Origin of the sequence: Dactylosporangium sp. NPDC006015 (assembly GCF_040614215.1) — a bacterium.
GTDB lineage: Bacteria > Actinomycetota > Actinomycetes > Mycobacteriales > Micromonosporaceae > Dactylosporangium > Dactylosporangium maewongense.
In genome coordinates this window covers 58043-73871 of record NZ_JBEXUD010000019.1, presented here as the reverse complement: position 1 = coordinate 73871, position 15829 = coordinate 58043, and the positions used below count along the sequence as shown (strand labels likewise).

11 protein-coding genes are annotated in these 15829 nt (G+C 74.3%); 6 read left to right on the top strand and 5 right to left on the bottom strand.

From position 1 onward, the window contains the following. The first annotated feature begins 75 nt into the window (after positions 1–75). The 4 genes from ABZ321_RS30475 (at position 76) to ABZ321_RS30460 (ending at position 7855) form a co-directional block, all read left to right on the top strand. Positions 76–1608 (top strand): hypothetical protein, encoded by a 1533-nt coding sequence (locus ABZ321_RS30475; protein ID WP_354897597.1) that lies wholly within the window; start codon positions 76–78, stop codon positions 1606–1608. Further along, a complete protein-coding gene (locus ABZ321_RS30470) occupies positions 1605–2387 on the top strand; it encodes a hypothetical protein (RefSeq protein WP_354897594.1) in 783 nt (260 codons plus the stop codon). The genes ABZ321_RS30475 and ABZ321_RS30470 overlap by 4 nt, the downstream gene beginning before the upstream one ends. Positions 2388–2413: 26 nt before the next feature. Further along, complete coding sequence (locus ABZ321_RS30465) at positions 2414–6937, top strand: hypothetical protein (RefSeq protein ID WP_354897591.1); 4524 nt, start codon at positions 2414–2416, stop codon at positions 6935–6937. A gap of 150 nt (positions 6938–7087) precedes the next feature. Beyond that, positions 7088–7855: a class I SAM-dependent methyltransferase gene (locus ABZ321_RS30460; protein ID WP_354897588.1), complete on the top strand. Its 768-nt coding sequence runs from the start codon at positions 7088–7090 to the stop codon at positions 7853–7855. A 259-nt stretch (positions 7856–8114) separates the two neighbouring features. On the opposite strand, the gene ABZ321_RS30455 is transcribed toward ABZ321_RS30460, so the two are convergent. The 4 genes from ABZ321_RS30455 to ABZ321_RS30440 all read right to left on the bottom strand — a co-directional run bounded on the left by ABZ321_RS30455 (position 8115) and on the right by ABZ321_RS30440 (position 11247). Then, positions 8115–9266, bottom strand: a complete 1152-nt coding sequence (locus ABZ321_RS30455; protein WP_354897585.1) for a serine hydrolase domain-containing protein — start codon at positions 9264–9266, stop codon at positions 8115–8117. A 78-nt stretch (positions 9267–9344) separates the two neighbouring features. Continuing rightward, positions 9345–10124, bottom strand: a complete 780-nt coding sequence (locus ABZ321_RS30450; protein WP_354897582.1) for an alpha/beta hydrolase — start codon at positions 10122–10124, stop codon at positions 9345–9347. Then, entirely contained in the window at positions 10118–10720 is a 603-nt protein-coding gene (locus tag ABZ321_RS30445) for a nucleoside monophosphate kinase (protein ID WP_354897579.1), read from the bottom strand. The genes ABZ321_RS30450 and ABZ321_RS30445 overlap by 7 nt, the downstream gene beginning before the upstream one ends. Continuing rightward, the gene (locus ABZ321_RS30440; protein ID WP_354897577.1) at positions 10717–11247 is read right to left on the bottom strand and encodes a flavoprotein; all 531 of its coding nucleotides are present in this window, start codon (positions 11245–11247) and stop codon (positions 10717–10719) included. Before ABZ321_RS30440 ends, ABZ321_RS30445 begins: the two co-directional genes overlap by 4 nt. A gap of 95 nt (positions 11248–11342) precedes the next feature. On the opposite strand from ABZ321_RS30440, the gene ABZ321_RS30435 reads away from it, so the two are divergent. Both ABZ321_RS30435 and ABZ321_RS30430 read left to right on the top strand, forming a co-directional pair. Further along, on the top strand, positions 11343–13949 hold the full coding sequence (locus ABZ321_RS30435; RefSeq protein WP_354897574.1) for an Hsp70 family protein: 2607 nt from the start codon (positions 11343–11345) through the stop codon (positions 13947–13949). A 353-nt stretch (positions 13950–14302) separates the two neighbouring features. Beyond that, positions 14303–14737: a hypothetical protein gene (locus tag ABZ321_RS30430; protein ID WP_354897571.1), complete on the top strand. Its 435-nt coding sequence runs from the start codon at positions 14303–14305 to the stop codon at positions 14735–14737. Between the two features lie 107 nt (positions 14738–14844). Here the strand turns inward: ABZ321_RS30430 and ABZ321_RS30425 are convergent, their stop codons facing one another. Next, a complete protein-coding gene (locus ABZ321_RS30425; protein WP_354897568.1) occupies positions 14845–15372 on the bottom strand; it encodes a hypothetical protein in 528 nt (175 codons plus the stop codon). Between the last annotated feature and the right edge of the window lie 457 nt (positions 15373–15829).

Here is a 15829-nt window from a genome sequence, read left to right as displayed (position 1 = left end):
GAGTTGGCCGCCGCTCGAATCCGCCGATAGGGTTGCGGACCGCAGCAAAAGGCGAAACGGGAGGAGCAGGGCCGCGTGGTGCAGGAGTGGCAGCCGGACCTCTTCGACAGCGGCCCGGTCACCAGCTCCGACCAGCCCGAGGTCCGTTCACCGGCCGCCGACGCGTCGATGCGGGCCCGCTGGCGGGCGCTGATCCTCACCGACCCGGTCGCCCGGCTCGTCCGCAACGCCGCCCACGCCAGCGTCCACCAGGCCTACGACCTGCGCCAGCTCGCCCTCGCCGCCGTCGACATCGCGGTCGCGTCGATGGGGTTCGCCAGGCAGATCACCCTCGCCGAGCTGATCGAGTCGACCGCCGAGCTCGCCGCCGTCATGCACCCCGGGGGCGCGGCCGGCGACCACCAGGACGCCGCCCGCTGGGTCGTGAAAGGCCTGCTCAACGACGCCGACAACCAGGGCGCGTTCGTCTACTCGTTCGTCGACGCGCACGCGTTCCCGCCGCGCCGCGAGGAGTACGCGTTCAAGCTCCTGCAGCTGCAGGACGGCCCCGACGGCGCGGTCGTGCTCGCCTCCCACCAGGCGGTCATGCTGTACCTCAACGGCCTCGACCTGGACGTCGACGACGCCGAGGCCGCGTTCTCCGTCGTGCTGCAGCGCCAGCTGCGGGACCGGCGCTTCGAGGCCGCCGCCCGCACCGCCACGCAGGCCGAGCGCGTGTCGGTGGCCATGTCCGCGTCCCTCGCCGACGTGCTCGACGCGACCCGCCGCGACGTGCGCGCGTTCGACTGGATCACCGACGTGCCGCACCGCCTCGCGCGGGCCCGCGAGCACGTCGAGGCCCGCATCGCCGCCGACGCCGAGGTCCTCAACCACGTCGCGGCGGGCATCGACACCGAGACCGACAGCGCCGTGCGGCAGGCGTCCGGCGACCTCGTGGAGACCCTGCGCCGCATCCGCCGGGTGCACCTGGACCTCGCGGAGCGGGTCGCCGGCGCGCGGGGCGTGTTCCTGCAGGCCCAGCTGAGCCAGGTCTTCGCCCGCCGGGTCCACCTGCGGCTGCTCAACATCGAGCCGGAGCTGTTCCACCCCGTGCTCGACGCGCCGGCGGAGCAGGCCCGGGTCGTGGCCGAGACGTTCGGGGACCGGGTGCTCGGCCTGCGCGTGCCGCGGCTGCTGCACCTCGACGGGCTCGTCGACATGCTGCTCGCCCCGCCCCGCGCGGCCGAACCCGCCGACCAGGAGACCGAGACGCCCGGCGACGTCGAGGGCGTCGACCTGCAGGCCTACCCGCCGGCGGTCGTCGCCGAGGCCACCCGCATCCTGCGCCGCGCCGCGGACGAGCCGGTCCCGCTGTCGGCGCTGCTGGACTGGGCCACCGAGGCCACCGAGGCCACCGAGGCCACCGACGGCGGCGACGACCTGCGGGAGCTGGTGCTGCTGACGGCGCTGTGGTCCTACGCGCCCGACGTCGGGGACCCCGACGCCAAGTCCGACCTCACGGCCCTCACCGAGGCGCTGTCCGCGGAGCGCTCCGGCGACCGCCTCGACCATCCCCTCGCCTGGGGCGACGACCTGCTGGTGCGCTACGAAGGAGGCCTGGACTCGTGACGGTCCCGATCGAGGACGTGTGGTCGGCGGCCGAGCTCGTCGCGTTCGGCCTGCGCACCGGCGCCCGGCCCACCGACGGCAACACCTACGGTCAGCTGCTGGAGCGGTACCGCACCAACACCGCCTTCCGTGACGCGGTCGACACCGTCGCCGGGGGCCTCGGCCTCGTCGTGCTCGGCGCGCCCGCCCGCACCGGCCTGGTCCTGAGCACCCAGCCGGGCAGCGTGTTCGCGCTGCGCATGGCCGACCTGCGCGGCGGCAGCATGAGCGCCGACGACAAGCTCATCGCCGGACTCGTCGTGCTGGGCATCGCCGCGTACGCGTTCCCGCACGACGTCGACCTCGACACCACCGACGTGAAGATCGTGGAGGTCGCGGCGCTGGATCGGTTCGTCCGCGACGCCGCCGACCGGGTCCTCGCCCTGACCGGCGACCCCGACACCGTCGACGGGCAGGCCCGCAGGGCGGCCGAGGTGTACCGGCGGACCTCCGCGTTCAAGCCGAAGGACCGGCTGCCGGGGCCGGCGCGGGGGTGCACGCAGTTCGCGGTCCTCGAGGTCCTGGGCTGGCTCGTCGAGCGGGGCGCCGCGCGGCAGGTGCCGCAGATGGGCGCCGGCTCGTTTCAGCTGACCGACCGCTTCCGGCTGCTCGTCGCGGACGTGGCCGGCGGCGAGGCCCTGGAGGCGCTCCGCTCGGTGCGCCGCACCGCGACCGCGCCGGGCCCGGCCGCTTCGGACGCGGTCAGCGCTACCGGCGGGTCCACTGTGGAGGGTGTGTGATGGCAGCGCCGGCGAGACTGTGGCAGATGCGGCGGGTGTACCTCGACCGGGTGGGCTCACCGGCGGCGCGCTTCCGCGACGTGTGGCTCGACCTGACCGGCAAGGACGGCACGCCGCTGGACACCATCCTGTGGATGCGCAACGGCGGCGGCAAGTCGACGCTGATCGCCCTCATCTGCGCCCTGATCCGGCCCGACCGGCGGGACTTCCTCGCCACCGCCACGACCGGCCGGCACCTGGAGGACTGCATCCTCGGCGCAGACACCGGCCACGTCGTCGTCGAGTGGACCGACCCGACCGGCCGGCGGCTCGTCACCGGCGCCGTCTACGAGTGGACCGACCGCGTCCAGCCCGCCGACCCCAACGCCGGGCACGACCGGCTGAAGCAGACCTGGTACGCCTTCACGCCCGAGGTCGAGATCGAGTCCCTGCCGTTCGCGACCGCCGACTTCAAGGAGTTCGTGCGGGCCGTGGAGGCGCTGCCGGCCGGCGCCGAGGCCGTCGTCACCACCAAGCAGGACCGGTGGGCGCAGGCGCTGCACGACCGGGGCCTCGACCCGGGCCTGTTCACCGCCATCCTGCGGATCAACGCCTCCGAGGGCGGCATCGAGCACCACTTCAAGTTCAGGACGTCCGACGACTTCGTGCAGTACCTGCTGAGCCTCGTCACCGAGCCCACCTCGGCGACGAAGGTCGCCACGATCCTGCGCGGCACCCGCGAACGGCTCGCCCGCCAGCCGCGCCTGCGCGCCGAGGTCACCTTCTGCGACGAGGCCGTCGACCTCCTCGACGTCCTCGACCGGTCCCGCGCCGCCGTCACCACCGCCACCACCGAGGCCGCCGCCAACCGGCAGGCGGCGGTGCGCCTCGCCGCGTCGTTCACCGGCGCCGCCGCCCTCGCCGCTGCCGCCGGCGGCGAGCACGAGGCCGTGGCCGGCGCCGCCGCGCTCGCCGCCACCGACGCGGAGACCAGGGCGGCGACCCTCGACGTGCTGCTGCGCGAGGAGCAGTGGCAGGCCGCTTCCCGCCGGCACGCCGACGCCCGCACCGCCGTCGAGGACGCCGCCGCCACCGTCCTCGCCCGGCGCCGGGTGCACCGCGCCTGGCAGCTCGTCCCGCTCCTCGTCGACCGCGACCAGCTCACCTCCCGCCTCACCGCCGCCCGGGGCCGGCAGCGGGAGGCGGAGGCGGGCGCCGCCCCGCTGCGGCAGGCCAGGTCGGAGGCCGCCGCCGGATACCTGTCGGCCCTGCGTGACGCGTGCGCGGAGCTCGACGACACCGTCGCGACGCTCACCACGCAGGCCGCCGACGCCGCCGAGCAGCAGGCGAAGTCCCGCGCCCTCGCCGACGGCCTCCGCGCCGACCTGGGCGGCCTCACCGGCCGGCAACGCGCGATCGAGCAGTACCTCGCCACCTTCGACCACGACGTGCGCGCCGCCGCCACCGCCGGCCACCTCACCACGACCACCGACCCGACCGCCGACGCCCCGATCACCGCCGACCCCACCGACCTCGCCGCAGACCCGGCCGCCGCCGGCCACCTCGGCGTCGCTGGTCACGTCGGTGCCGCCGGCCAGGTCAGCGCCGCGCGCGGTCTCGGCGCCGGTGCGGCCACGGAGGACGGGGAGGCGGTGGGCACCGTCGAGCGGCTGGGGGCGGCGCTGGCCGCGGCCCGTGCCACCGACGAGGAGGCGGCGCGGCGGCTGGCGGAGGAGCTGCCGGCCGAGGCGGAGCGGCTCGACGCGGACCGGGCCACGCACGAGCGGGAACGCGCCTCGGTGCACGCCGCCGTCACCGAGCTGACCCGGCAGCTGGCCACGCTCGACAGCGTCCGCACGCCGCTGCTCGCCGAGATCGACGCCCTGGCCACGGACCCGCGGCTCACCGCGCTCACCGAACGCGACACCGTCGACCCCGTCGGCGAGCAGCGGCTCCTCGTCGACCAGCTGTCGGAGGCGATCGTCGGCGCCGACCGGCAGCGCATCCAGCTCGCCGTCGCCGACGCCGAGGACGACCGGGCCGTGCAGGCGCTCGCCTCGCCGCGCGGGCTGCTGCCCGCCGCCCTCGACCTGGCCCGCGCCGCCGACGTCCTGGCCGCCGAGCGCATCCCCGCCAGCACCGGCTGGCACCACCTCGCCGACCGGGTCCCGCAGGACCGCTGGGCCGCGCTCGTCGACCGGGTCCCGCACCTCGTCGGCGGCCTCCTCCTGCACGACGAGGCCGACCTCGGCCGCGCCCGCGCGGCCCTGCACGCCGCCCGGCTCTTCCCCACCAGCGCCGTCCAGGTCTCCACCACCGCGCACCTCGACGCCGCCATAGGGGAGTCAGGGGAGCCGGGGCCGGGGTTCGTCCTGGAGCCGGCGCCCGCCATGTACGACCGGACCGCGGCGGCACGGGAGGCGGACCGCCGGGCCGAGAGCCGCCGGGACCGGGGCGAGCGGGTCCAGGAGCTGCTCGACGCCCGCGACCACGACCTGCGGCTCAAGGACCAGCTGCGCCAGCTCGCCGACCGGTGCCCGCCGGGGCATCGCGAGCACCTCGACGCCGAGCACCAGCGGATCGGCGAGCTGCTGCGCGGCGCCCGGGGCCGGGCGGTCGAGCTGGACGGCGCCCGCGGGGAGCTGGACGCCCGCGCCGGCCGGCTGCGCCAGGCCCAGCAGCTGCTCGCCGAGCGGCGCCGGATCCTGGCCACCCGCCTCGGCGTGCTGCAGGACCTGGCCCGCCGGGCGCCCGAGGCCGACCGGCAGCGCGCCGAGCTGCGCGGGCTGCCCGCCGCCCGGACCGACCTGGAGGGGCAGCTGGAGCAGGCGGAGGAGCAGGAGCGCGGGCACGCCACCGTCGCCGCCCGCTGCACCTCGGACGCCGAACAGCACCGGAGCACCGCCAGGGGCCACCGCGCCAGGATGGACGAGCTCCGCCGGGTCGCCGAACCGGCGCCCGGAGCCGGGCCGGCCCGCGAAGGCGCCGGCGCGGCGGCAGGCATCGGAAAGCCGGTGAGCCTCGCGGCGGCGATGAGCGCGTACCAGGCGGCCGACGAGGCGTACACGCGCCGCTCGTCCGGCGACGCCCTCGAGGCCACGATCAGCGAGATCGGCCGGCGGCTCGACGCGCTCGACCGGCAGGCGCGGCAGTTCAGCGCCGAGGAGCACGAGACCGCCGCCCGGCTCGCCGCCACGCCCGAGGCCGCCGACCCGGCGCTCGTCGCCCGCGACACCGAGCTCGCGGAGCAGGAGCACTTCGCGGCGCGGGCGGCAGCGACCCGGGCCGAGGCCGAGCGCGACGCCGCCCGCCGGGACCTCGCCGACCGCGGCGCGAGCCGCCCGGCGCCGGAGGAGCTGTCGCCGGCCGTACCGACGCCGCAGAACCTGCAGGAGCACCTCGACGCCGCCGGTGAGACCGTGCGGGTGGCCCGCGAACGGCAGGCGGCGGCCGTGCGGGCGGCCGAGGCGCAGCACCGCCGCGCCGCCGACTTCCAGGGCCTCGCCGGGGACCTGGAGGCCGACCTCGGCGAGCACGACCCGGTCGCCGCGCCACCGTTCGACGGCGACGTCGACGCGGCGCGGGAGGCGGGCCGCGCCGCGCGGCGGGCGCTGCAGGCGGCCGAGAAGGCGGTCACCGCCGCCCGCAACCAGCTCGCCGCCGAGGTGCACCGCGTCGACCGCTGGGCCGGCGAGGAGCGCTTCGCCGCCGTCACCGCCGAGGTGCGGGACCGGTTCCGCGGCGAGCGCACCGCCGACCTGCCGCCGGAGCTGGCGGGGGAGCTGCGCACCTACCGGCACGCGCTCGCCGGCGAGCTCGAGGCCGTCGACAAGGACAAACACCTCGTGGTGACCGCGCTGTGCGCCGAGGTCCGCGAGGGGCTCAAGACGCTGCAGCGGGCCCAGCACCACGCGCAGCTGCCGCCCGGCCTCGCCGACCACCTGCGCAACCGCCGCTTCCTCGACGTCGGACCGCGTTCCACTGTGGACACCACCGACGCGACGCTGCGCAGCCGGGTCGAGCGCCTCGTGGAGCGGCTCGTCGCCCGCCAGGAGAACATCCCCGACGGGCTGACGCTGGTGTGGGAGGCGACCACCGCCGTCGTCGGCCGCGGCAACTTCACCGCCCGCGTGCTGAAGCCGTCGACCGAGCTCGGTGAGGACCGCCAGCCGGTCGAGCTGATGAGCAAGTGGTCCGGCGGGGAGAAGGTCACGATCAGCCTGCTGCTGTTCTGCATGCTCGCCCGCCTGCGCGCCGCCAACCGCGGCGGCGACGTGCCCGGCCTGGGCGTGCTGCCGATGGACAACCCGCTCGGCACGGCGAACTACGTCGCGTTCCTGGACCTGCAGCGCCGGGTCGCCGCGGCGAACGGCATCCAGCTCGTCTTCCTGTCCGGCCTCGGCGACATGCGCGCCGTCGGCCGCTTCCCCAACGTGGTCCGGATGCGCAACACCCACCACCGCGGCCGCAACTACGCCCAGGTGCAGGAACGCGAGCTGAACGACGACCAGGTGATCGAGGGGATCACCACCGCCCGGCTCACGTTCCCGCACCAGGAGACGCTGCTCTAAGCCGTGTTTGGTACGTCGTCGAGCTGGTTGGCTGCGTGTCGGTGATCGATAGAAGGCGAGGTCTCCGGTAAACGGGGCCGGCGGCGCGGTGACGCTGCCCGGCGCGCTCGCGGCCTACCGGGGGCTGCGCGACACGGTAGGTTGAGGCGCATGACCGCCGCCGCCGCGCACGCCGTCATTCAGTACGCGGAAAGCGACGGGCGCCTGGCCGCCCGGATCGCGCTGCACCAGAACCACGGCACCAACCCGCAGAGCTGGTTCGACTGGCTGGCCGAGCGCCTCCGCCTCGCCGGCGACGTGCTGGAGGCCGGGGCCGGCACCGGCGCGCTGTGGTCGTATGCCCGCACCGAGGCGGTGCGCACCCTGACCCTGGCCGACTTCTCCGCCGCGATGTGCGCGCGGCTGACGGCGGTCCCGTCCGCCCGCGTCCTGCGCGGCGACGTGACCCGGCTGCCGTTCGCCGATGGGGCCTTCGACACGGTGCTGGCCAACCACATGCTGTACCACCTCGACGAGCCGCCCGCCGGCGTCCGCGAGCTGGTCCGAGTCCTACGCCCGGGCGGTCGCCTGATCACGACGACGAACGGCCGCGCCCACCTGGCCGAGCTCGACGCCATCGGCCCCGCGATCGGCCGGCCCGACCTGCAGCTGGCGGGCCGGCTCGGCGACTTCAGCGCGGAGTCAGCTCCGGCCCTGATCGACCGCTGGTGTACCGGGGTGCGCGTCGAGCGGTACCACTGTGACCTGCGCATAACCAGGGTCGAGCCGGTCCTGGCCTATCTGGAGAGCCTCGCCGACACCCCGCTGACCCCGTCCGAACGCGCCGCCGCGGCCGCTTACGTGCAGACCCGCATCGACACGGAGGGTGCATTCCACGTGGGCAAACACTCGGTCCTCATCACCGGCACGAAGCCCTAAGCCCTTCACGTGCGTCAGCTCGAGCGGCCCGAGCGCCGCCGCGATGCCCCGCTGCCAGCGCAGCGTGACGTGCCACAGCAGGAACCCCGGGCTCTCGTCCGGCCGCAACGCCATCCTCTACGCCCCTACCCGCGCCTGCGCGATGAGGGCCGCGACGACGTCCGGGAAGTCGCCGGTGATCGCCGGCCCGAGCCGCGGCCCCAGATGGCTCCCCTTAGTCTCCGTGCAGCTTGTCTTCGCGGAGACCAAGAGCAAGCGGTCAGAGTCCCAGGAGCGCGGCGGCGATGATGCGCTGGGAGCGGACCGGCTGGTCGCTGCCGCCCATGTGCAGGGTGTTGACGGAGAAGACCAGGCGCGAGGACAGGTCCCGGGTCGCGGCCATCCCATTGTTGTAGCCGGGGCGGTCGCCGCTCTTGCCCCACAGCGTCAGCGGGCCGACGGGCAGCTTCGTCAGGCCGGCGCTGTACACCGCGTCCTTGTCGTCGGACGGGTCGTCGTTGCCGTCGTACAGCTTGATCCCCGCGGGCACGGTGAACATCTCCGACAGCTGGGGCTCCGGCACCAGCCGGCCGCTGAACAGGGCCACCATGAACCTGTCCAGGTCCGGCGCGGTCGAGACGATCGACGCGGCGGACCACTGCAGCGACGTGTCGGCGCGGGTCACGTCGACCCAGCCGGCGTCGGTCGCCTCGTAGCCGTGGGCGTGCGGGCCGCGGATCTCGACGTCCCGGCCGGGCGCGGTGGTGCCGCGCAGGCCGAGCGGCTCGACGATCCGGCGCTGGATCTGCGACTCCCAGGTGCGGCCGGTCACCTTCTCGATCAGCAGCCCGGCCACGATGTAGTCGACGTTGCCGTACCGCTGCTTCGTGCCGGGCGTGAACGCCAAGGGCTTCGCCGTGTCGATCTGGCTGCCCTTGGCCCACCGGTCGTAGCGGTGCTCCAGGAACCACGCCGACTGCTTGTTGGGGACCTCGACGTGGTTGATGCCGCTGGTGTACGTGAGGACCTGCCGCACCGTCACGGGTGCCGTGCCGGCGGGCAGGAGGTCCGGCAGGTAGTGCTGCACGGTCTCGTCCAGGTCGAGCCGCCCCTCGGCGACCAGCTGCAGCGTGACGACCGCCGTGAACGTCTTCGTCATGCTGCCGATCCGGAACCTGCCGTCCACCGGCACCGTCCGTCCGGTGCGGACGTCGGCGATCCCGGCGGCGCCCTGCCGGCAGCCGCCGGCGTCGTGCAGCAGCAGGAGCGCCCCGGACGCCTCCGCGTCCGGCAGCCCCGCGATGGCCTCCCCCAGCGGGGTCCCGGCGGCCACGGGCGTGCACCGCTCCCCGTGCGTGCCGTGTGCCTGGGCGGGCACGGCCGTCCCGACGACGAGCGCCGCCGCGACGAGTGCGGCACCGAGTGCGCGCATTTGCGGTCACCTCCAACGATAGGTGGAAATCTGTCCCTCCCACCCTTTCGCCGCAGCCGCCGCACGGGCATCCGGGGTTTACCTCCGCGGGTCCCCGAGAACCGCCCCCGAGAAGCCGTCAGGGTCCTCCACCCACGGCAGGTGGCTCGCCCCGTCCAGCACCACCCTGCGCACGTCGGGCAGCGCCGCCACCAGCGAGTCGACCGCCGACCGCGGCCGCAGGTCCGCGCTGCCGTCGACGACCAGCACCGGCACGCGCAGCTCCCGGCACCGCGCGGCCAGGTCCGTCTCCCGCAGCCGCCGCGCGATCTCGGCGTTGATGGTGGCGCTGCACTCCCGGTTGATGTCGAACCACGGCGTCGCCATCGCCTCGGCGTGCTCGGCGGCCCGCTCCCGATCGGGGAACTCTGCGGTCCACAGCCGCACCACCGACGCCCGGTCCCAGCCGCTCAGCACGCCGCCGAGGTTGCGCCGGAACGCCGGCTTCCACGTGTCCTCGTCGTCGATGCCCGTGCCGGCGACGTACACCAGCCGCCGCACACGATCCGGATGCCCCAGCGCGTATTCGAGGGCGAGGTGCGCACCCCACGAGTGCCCGAGCAGCGTGGCCCTACCGCCCGCGTGCTCCTCGATGACGTCATCGAGATCCTGGAGGCTCTGGTCCAGGGTGTACGGCCCGCGCCGCTCCGACCGCCCGCAGCCCCGCTGGTCCCAGCGGACGGTCCGGTGGTGCCCGGCGAACATCGTGGCAAGGTCGCCGGCCATGTCCCACAGCCCCGGCCCGCCGTGACAGAACACCAACGGCGGCCCGTCCCCGCCGACCTCCGTCCACAGTCGACACCCGTCCCGGGTCAGCACAGCGCCGCCTCGACGATCCGCTCCGGCGGCAGGGTCGCGTCGACCGGGTGCAGGATCCCCAGCGCCCGGTAGTGCTCCAGCGCCGGCGCGACCATGGACCGGTAGTTCCGCACTCTCATCACGGCGAGTCCGGGGGCGTTGGCACCGGGCCGGAACAGCTCGCCGGCGCAGCGGTCGCAACGGTCCGGCGGGGCGTCGTCGACCTGCCACACCCGGCCACAGCCGCGGCAGATCCGCTGGCCGTCGTGCCTGCGGACGACCTCCGCGTCCGGCAGCACCAGATCGACGACGCGGTCGAGGGTGACGCCCCGCTCGGCGAGCCCGGCGGCATGGGCGAGGTCTCTCGGGAAGTTGGCCAGGACGAAGCCGTCGCGGTGCAGGTGCGGCAGCAGGATCGACAAATGCAGCTCGGTCGGCACGATCTCACCGGCACGCATGAACCGGTCCGCCTCGGCCGCGAGGGCGGTGCCGGCACGGAACTCCGCCTGCATGGCATCGCGGATGCTGACGGCACCGACGCCGAGGCGCGCGGCGATCATGTCTGCGATGGCCCACGGGTCCGTGCCGGGGACGCCGATGACGGCGAGGCGTCTCATCTGGGCAGGGCGCGGAGCGCGGCGGTGGCGGCGGGCCACGGGAACGGGGGCACCGGGGTGGTCGGGTCGCTGTCCAGGGGCGGGACGGCGGCCGGGTCGAACAGGACCGTGACGCCCCAGTCGCGCAGGGTGCGCACGCTCGCCAGGAACGCGGGGTGGCGGGACAGGCCCGCGTTGGGGGTGGGGACGGCGATGACCGGGCGGCCCAGGCCGATGCCCTCGTTGAGCAGGCCGAGGGCGAGGGTGTCGCTGATCCCGGCGGCGAGCTTGTTGACCGTGTTGAAAGTGGCCGGCGCGACCACGAACGCGTCGGCGGGCGGCAGGACGTCAGGCTCGTCGGGGTTCTTGTACTGCGAGCGCACCGGATATCCGGTCTGCTCCCGCAGGGCGGCGGCGTCGATGAACTTGAGTCCGTCGGGGGTCGCGACCACGCAGACGGTCCACCCGTCGCGCTGGGCGGAGGCGACGAAGTCGGGCAGGTCGGCAGCGGGGCGCCCGCCGCAGGCCACGACGTACAGCACCGGCATCCGCCAACCCTAACCTCCGTTCGTCTCAGTTGCGGGCTGCGTACCTTCCGTGGTGGCGTACCATTCGGCGTCCGGTCCGCTTGTGGGGGTGCTTCGTGCAGGGTCAGGTCCGCTTCGCCGTCGACCTCGGCACCTCCAACACGGTCGCGGTCGTCGACCGGGGTGACGGCACGCCGCGCCCGCTGCTCTTCGACGGCAACCCGCTGCTGCCGTCGGCCGTGTTCGCCGACGCCTCCGGCACCGTGTTCGTGGGGCGCGACGCCGAGCGGCACATGGCCACCGACGCGGCGCGCTACGAGCCGAACCCCAAGGGTCACGTCGACGAGGGCCTCATCCTGCTGGGCGACCGCGAGGTGCCCGTCGTCGAGCTGCTCGCCGCGATCCTGCGCCGCGTCGCGGGCGAGGCCGCGCAGACCGGCGTCCTGGCCGGCGGCACCACGGTGCTCACCTGCCCCGCCGACTGGGGCCCGCGCCGCCGCGCCGTGCTGTCCTCGGCGGCCGACGTCGCCGGGCTGGGCCGGGTGACGCTGCTGGACGAGCCGGTGGCCGCGGCCACGTACTGCATGCGGGTCCTCGGCGCCCGTGTCGCTCCCGGCCGCGCGGTCGCCGTGTTCGACTTCGGCGGCGGCACGCTGGACGTCACCGTGGCCGCCGCGGCTGCTCCGGGTTCGCCAGACGCTCTGCGCGTCCTGGCCACCGGTGGCCTCGACGACCTGGGCGGCACCGACATCGACGCCGCCCTGGTCGGCCACCTCGGCCAGCAGATCGCCGCCCACGACCCCGACCTGTGGCGCCGCCTGCAGCAGCCGCGTACAGGTGCCGACTTCCGCGACAGGATGGCGTTCTGGTCGGAGGTACGCGCAGCGAAGGAGATGCTCTCCAGAGCCGCCTCCGCGCCGGTGCACGTGCCGGGCGTCGACCAGGCCACCCACCTGACGCGGGAGGAGCTGGACCGGGTCGCGGGCCCCTTGGTCGACCGCGCCGTCGACGAGACCCGCCGCGTCCTGCAACGCTCCGGCGTCCCCGCCTCCCAGCTGGACGCGATCCTCCTGGTCGGCGGCTCCAGCCGGCTGCCCCTGGTGGCGAGCCGCCTGCACGCCCGCTTCGGCATGGCCCCCATCGTGCCGGAGCAGCCTGAGCTGCCGGTCGCCTTCGGCGCCCTCCTCCTGGGCAACACCGTTACTCTGGGCGCCCCTGCGGCATATCCTTCCGCCCCACCACCCACCGACCCGCCGCCGGGCTATCCCCTCTCTTCGCCGCCCGGGTACACGACTTCCACACCCGCCGCGGGCTACCCGGCTTCCACCCCGTCTTCTGGTTACCCAGCTTCCGGGCCGCCCACGGGTTACCAGACTTCCGCCCCGCCTGCCGGCTACGCGGCTTCTGCCCCATCTTCTGGCTACCCGGCTTCTGCCTATCCGGCCTCGTCACCGTCGCCTGGCTACCCGGCTTCTGCCCCGCCTTCTGACTACGCGGCTTCCACCCCGTCGTCTGGCTATGCGGCTTCCACCCCGTCGTCTGACTATGCGGCTTCCACACCGTCGTCTGGCTACCCGGCTTCTGCCCCGCCTTCTGACTACGCGGCTTCCTCACCGTCGTCTGGCTACGCGGCTTCCGCCCCGCCTGCCGGCTACGCGGGTTCCACCCCGTCGTCTGGTTACCCAGCTTCCGGGCCGCCCACGGGTTACCAGACTTCCGCGTCGCCTGCCGGCTACCCGGCTTCCTCACCGTCTTCTGGTTTCCCAGCTTCTTCACCGTCTTCTGGTTACCCGGCTTCCTCACCGCCTGCGGGTTACCAGACTTCTACGCCGCCTGCGGGCTACCCGGCCTCCGGTACGTCCGGGGCCCATCCGGGTGCTGGGCAACCGGCCGGCTATCCCCCCTCGGCGAGCTTCCCTGCATCCGCACCGCCTGCGACGTATCAGACCTCCGGCCCCGGGGCGTACGCATCCCCCGCACCGGCCTACCCGCCCGCGCACGGCGCACCCCCGCAGACTCCGGCCGCCCTGCAGGCTCCGGTGGTCCAGCAGGCTCCGGTCGTACCGCAGCAACAACGCCCACAGCGACCCTCGGTCATCATCGGCCCGGGCGTCACCATGCAGGGCAACGTCGCGATCTACGGCGACGAGGACCTGATGCCGCAGTACGCCCGCGAAGACCCGCCGGAGCGTCCCGCGGACCCACCGCCGGCACCGCCGCCCGCCCGTCCCCGCCGGAGCGGCTCAGGCTTCTCCATCTCCCGCTTCTTCTGGCGCCTCCGTCTCATGGCCGTGCCGCTCATCATCGTCCTCGCCCTGACCCCGTGGGGCCGCGGCCTGCTCAGCGCCGGCCGCGACAAGATCGAGCAGTGGACCGGTAATCCGCAGGCGAGCGCGCCCGCCTCGACCACCCCGACGAAGGCCGCCGCTTCCGCTGCCCCCTCCACCACTGCCGCCGCCCCCGGCCCGACCGCCAAGCTCACCCCCGGCTCCGTCAAGGTCGGCACCGCCTCGGTCAAGGTCACCGGCACCGGCTTCGACAAGGGCGAACAGGTCACCATCAAGGTCAACGGCACCCAGAAGACCGTCAAGACCGCCACCTCCACAGGCACCGTCGAATGGACCATGCCGACGGCAGCCCTCACCGAGGGCAAGACCACCGTCGAACTGACCGGCTCCCGCTCCAAGCGTCCCACAAAAGCCACCCTCGAAATCACAGCCTGACTCACGGTGCGATGACGCTCGCTGTGCGTCATCGGACTGGACGGTGGGGTGTGGGGGTTGGGAGAATGCTGGGGCAGCGCCTATCGGGGGAGGCGGCGCATGCCACGACCGTACTTTTCTTTGTCAGCACCAGATTCCAGCCCACTGGCGACGCTGGACCCTGTCAGCGGGGAAGCCCGCCGCGCCGCGTCCGCCGCCGAGTGGCAACGCCGCCGCGATGCGAAGCAGCGAGCCAGGGCGGAGTTCGCGGAAGCCCGCACGCACGGCCTCGCCGCCCGCCACGCGACCAAGCTGACCCGCCTCCGCAACGCCAAGATCCTGCGCGAGGTCGACCAACCCACCCCACCACAGCCGTGCCCATCTGGACCACCCGCCGGCCGAGGCGGAGAGGGCACGGGGGCAGGAGGACCAGCTCCGGGCGGCCCTGCTCCATACCCACCGCGGGCCAGGCCGGCCGCCAGCACACCACCCAGACCAACTACCGCCCCGCTGCCACCCAGAACAGCCGCTGGCACACCATCACCAAGACCAACCACCGCACCACCTCCACCCGGGCCGGCCGCCGGCACACCATGGCCCGGACCTGTCGCGACCGCCGACCCACAGGCACCCAGACCACCGGCGACAACGCGCCCATCACCACCCCATCGGACGTCAGCAGCTGGCTCATCACCCAACCCACCGACTGGGACGCGTCTGTCACCACCCAGCCGGGCCTCAGTGGTCGACTCACCACCCCGACCACCAACCACCACCAGTTCGCAGGCACCTCCACCAGCCACCACTGATCCGCAGGCACCTGCACCAGTCACCGCAACAGGCCAACCGCCAGCCGCTACGGCCGTGGGCGCGCGTTCGGCGTCGCGGCCACGGACCAAGGCTGGCGCGCAGGCGCTCAGACCAACTGCCGCACCATCTCCGCTGTCATCGCCGCCGTCATCGCCGCCGTCATCGCCGCCGTCATCGCCGCCGTCATCGCCGCCGTCATCGCCACCCACGGTGGCACCGACCATCGGACCGCCACCGGCTCGACCGGGTGCCAGCATCCGTCCACATCCGCCCAGCCCGGCGGCCGAAACATGTCCACCAGTGACAGTCGCGGGTTCAGCCTCGGCCCTACCGGTCGTCGACGACTGTCAGCGTTCACCTGCGCCTGCCGCAACCGGCAGTCCACGGTTGCTCGGGTCGGCCGTCGCTGTTGCTGGTCCGGGCATCGCTGCTGGTTCACCGTCGTCTCATCCGCCGGAGTCCGCTGACTCGCCGCCACCTCATCGGGCGGCGTCGTTCGCTCGGCGTGGTCTCGTCGGATTGCCCTCGTCGGTCTGGCGCCTCCGGCCGGGCGAGCCACCGCCGCGATGCTCTTGCGCAGCGGCGAACCATGTCGGCGCCCCACCGTCGTCACGCCCGCCACCACCATCACCACCGCGGCGCGATCGCGCCCAGACAGCTGCGACCGGCAGCCACCATCGACAAAGGAGCTACGACCACGACACTTCCGCTTGCCGGTTTCCGCTCGGCGCCGCGGGCTGCCGACGTCACATCTTCGGCTCGGACCGGCGGCATTGGTGCCGGCCACCACCAGAAGGGCCTCCGCCACATCGGGGGCTGGCGGCAGCAGTCCGTCGGGCCGACCAGGTGGGCCGGCCACCTCCGCATGGATTGCCGGCCTGCGCTGGTGTTCGTTCGTCGGCGATGGACTGGCGCTCGTCGATCACCGCGCGATTGAGCCGGGCGCCGTCGTTGTGGTTTCGCTGGGCACGTCGTCTGCTCCAAGCGCGTCGCCGTCGTCGGCTCGGCGCCGGCTGGGCCGACCGTGATCGCCGGGGACGAGGGGCTGCGCAGGCTGGGTGCGGAGTCGGCCGGGCGCGGGATCGGTTACG

What these genes read in the sequence shown, in the direction of transcription:
- ABZ321_RS30465 (WP_354897591.1), top strand. Translation starts at nt 2,414, where the DNA reads ATGCGGCGGGTGTACCTCGACCGGGTGGGCTCACCGGCGGCGCGCTTC.
- ABZ321_RS30460 (WP_354897588.1), top strand. Translation starts at nt 7,088, where the DNA reads ATGACCGCCGCCGCCGCGCACGCCGTCATTCAGTACGCGGAAAGCGAC.
- ABZ321_RS30455 (WP_354897585.1), bottom strand. Translation starts at nt 9,266, where the DNA reads ATGCGCGCACTCGGTGCCGCACTCGTCGCGGCGGCGCTCGTCGTCGGG.
- ABZ321_RS30445 (WP_354897579.1), bottom strand. Translation starts at nt 10,720, where the DNA reads ATGAGACGCCTCGCCGTCATCGGCGTCCCCGGCACGGACCCGTGGGCC.
- ABZ321_RS30440 (WP_354897577.1), bottom strand. Translation starts at nt 11,247, where the DNA reads ATGCCGGTGCTGTACGTCGTGGCCTGCGGCGGGCGCCCCGCTGCCGAC.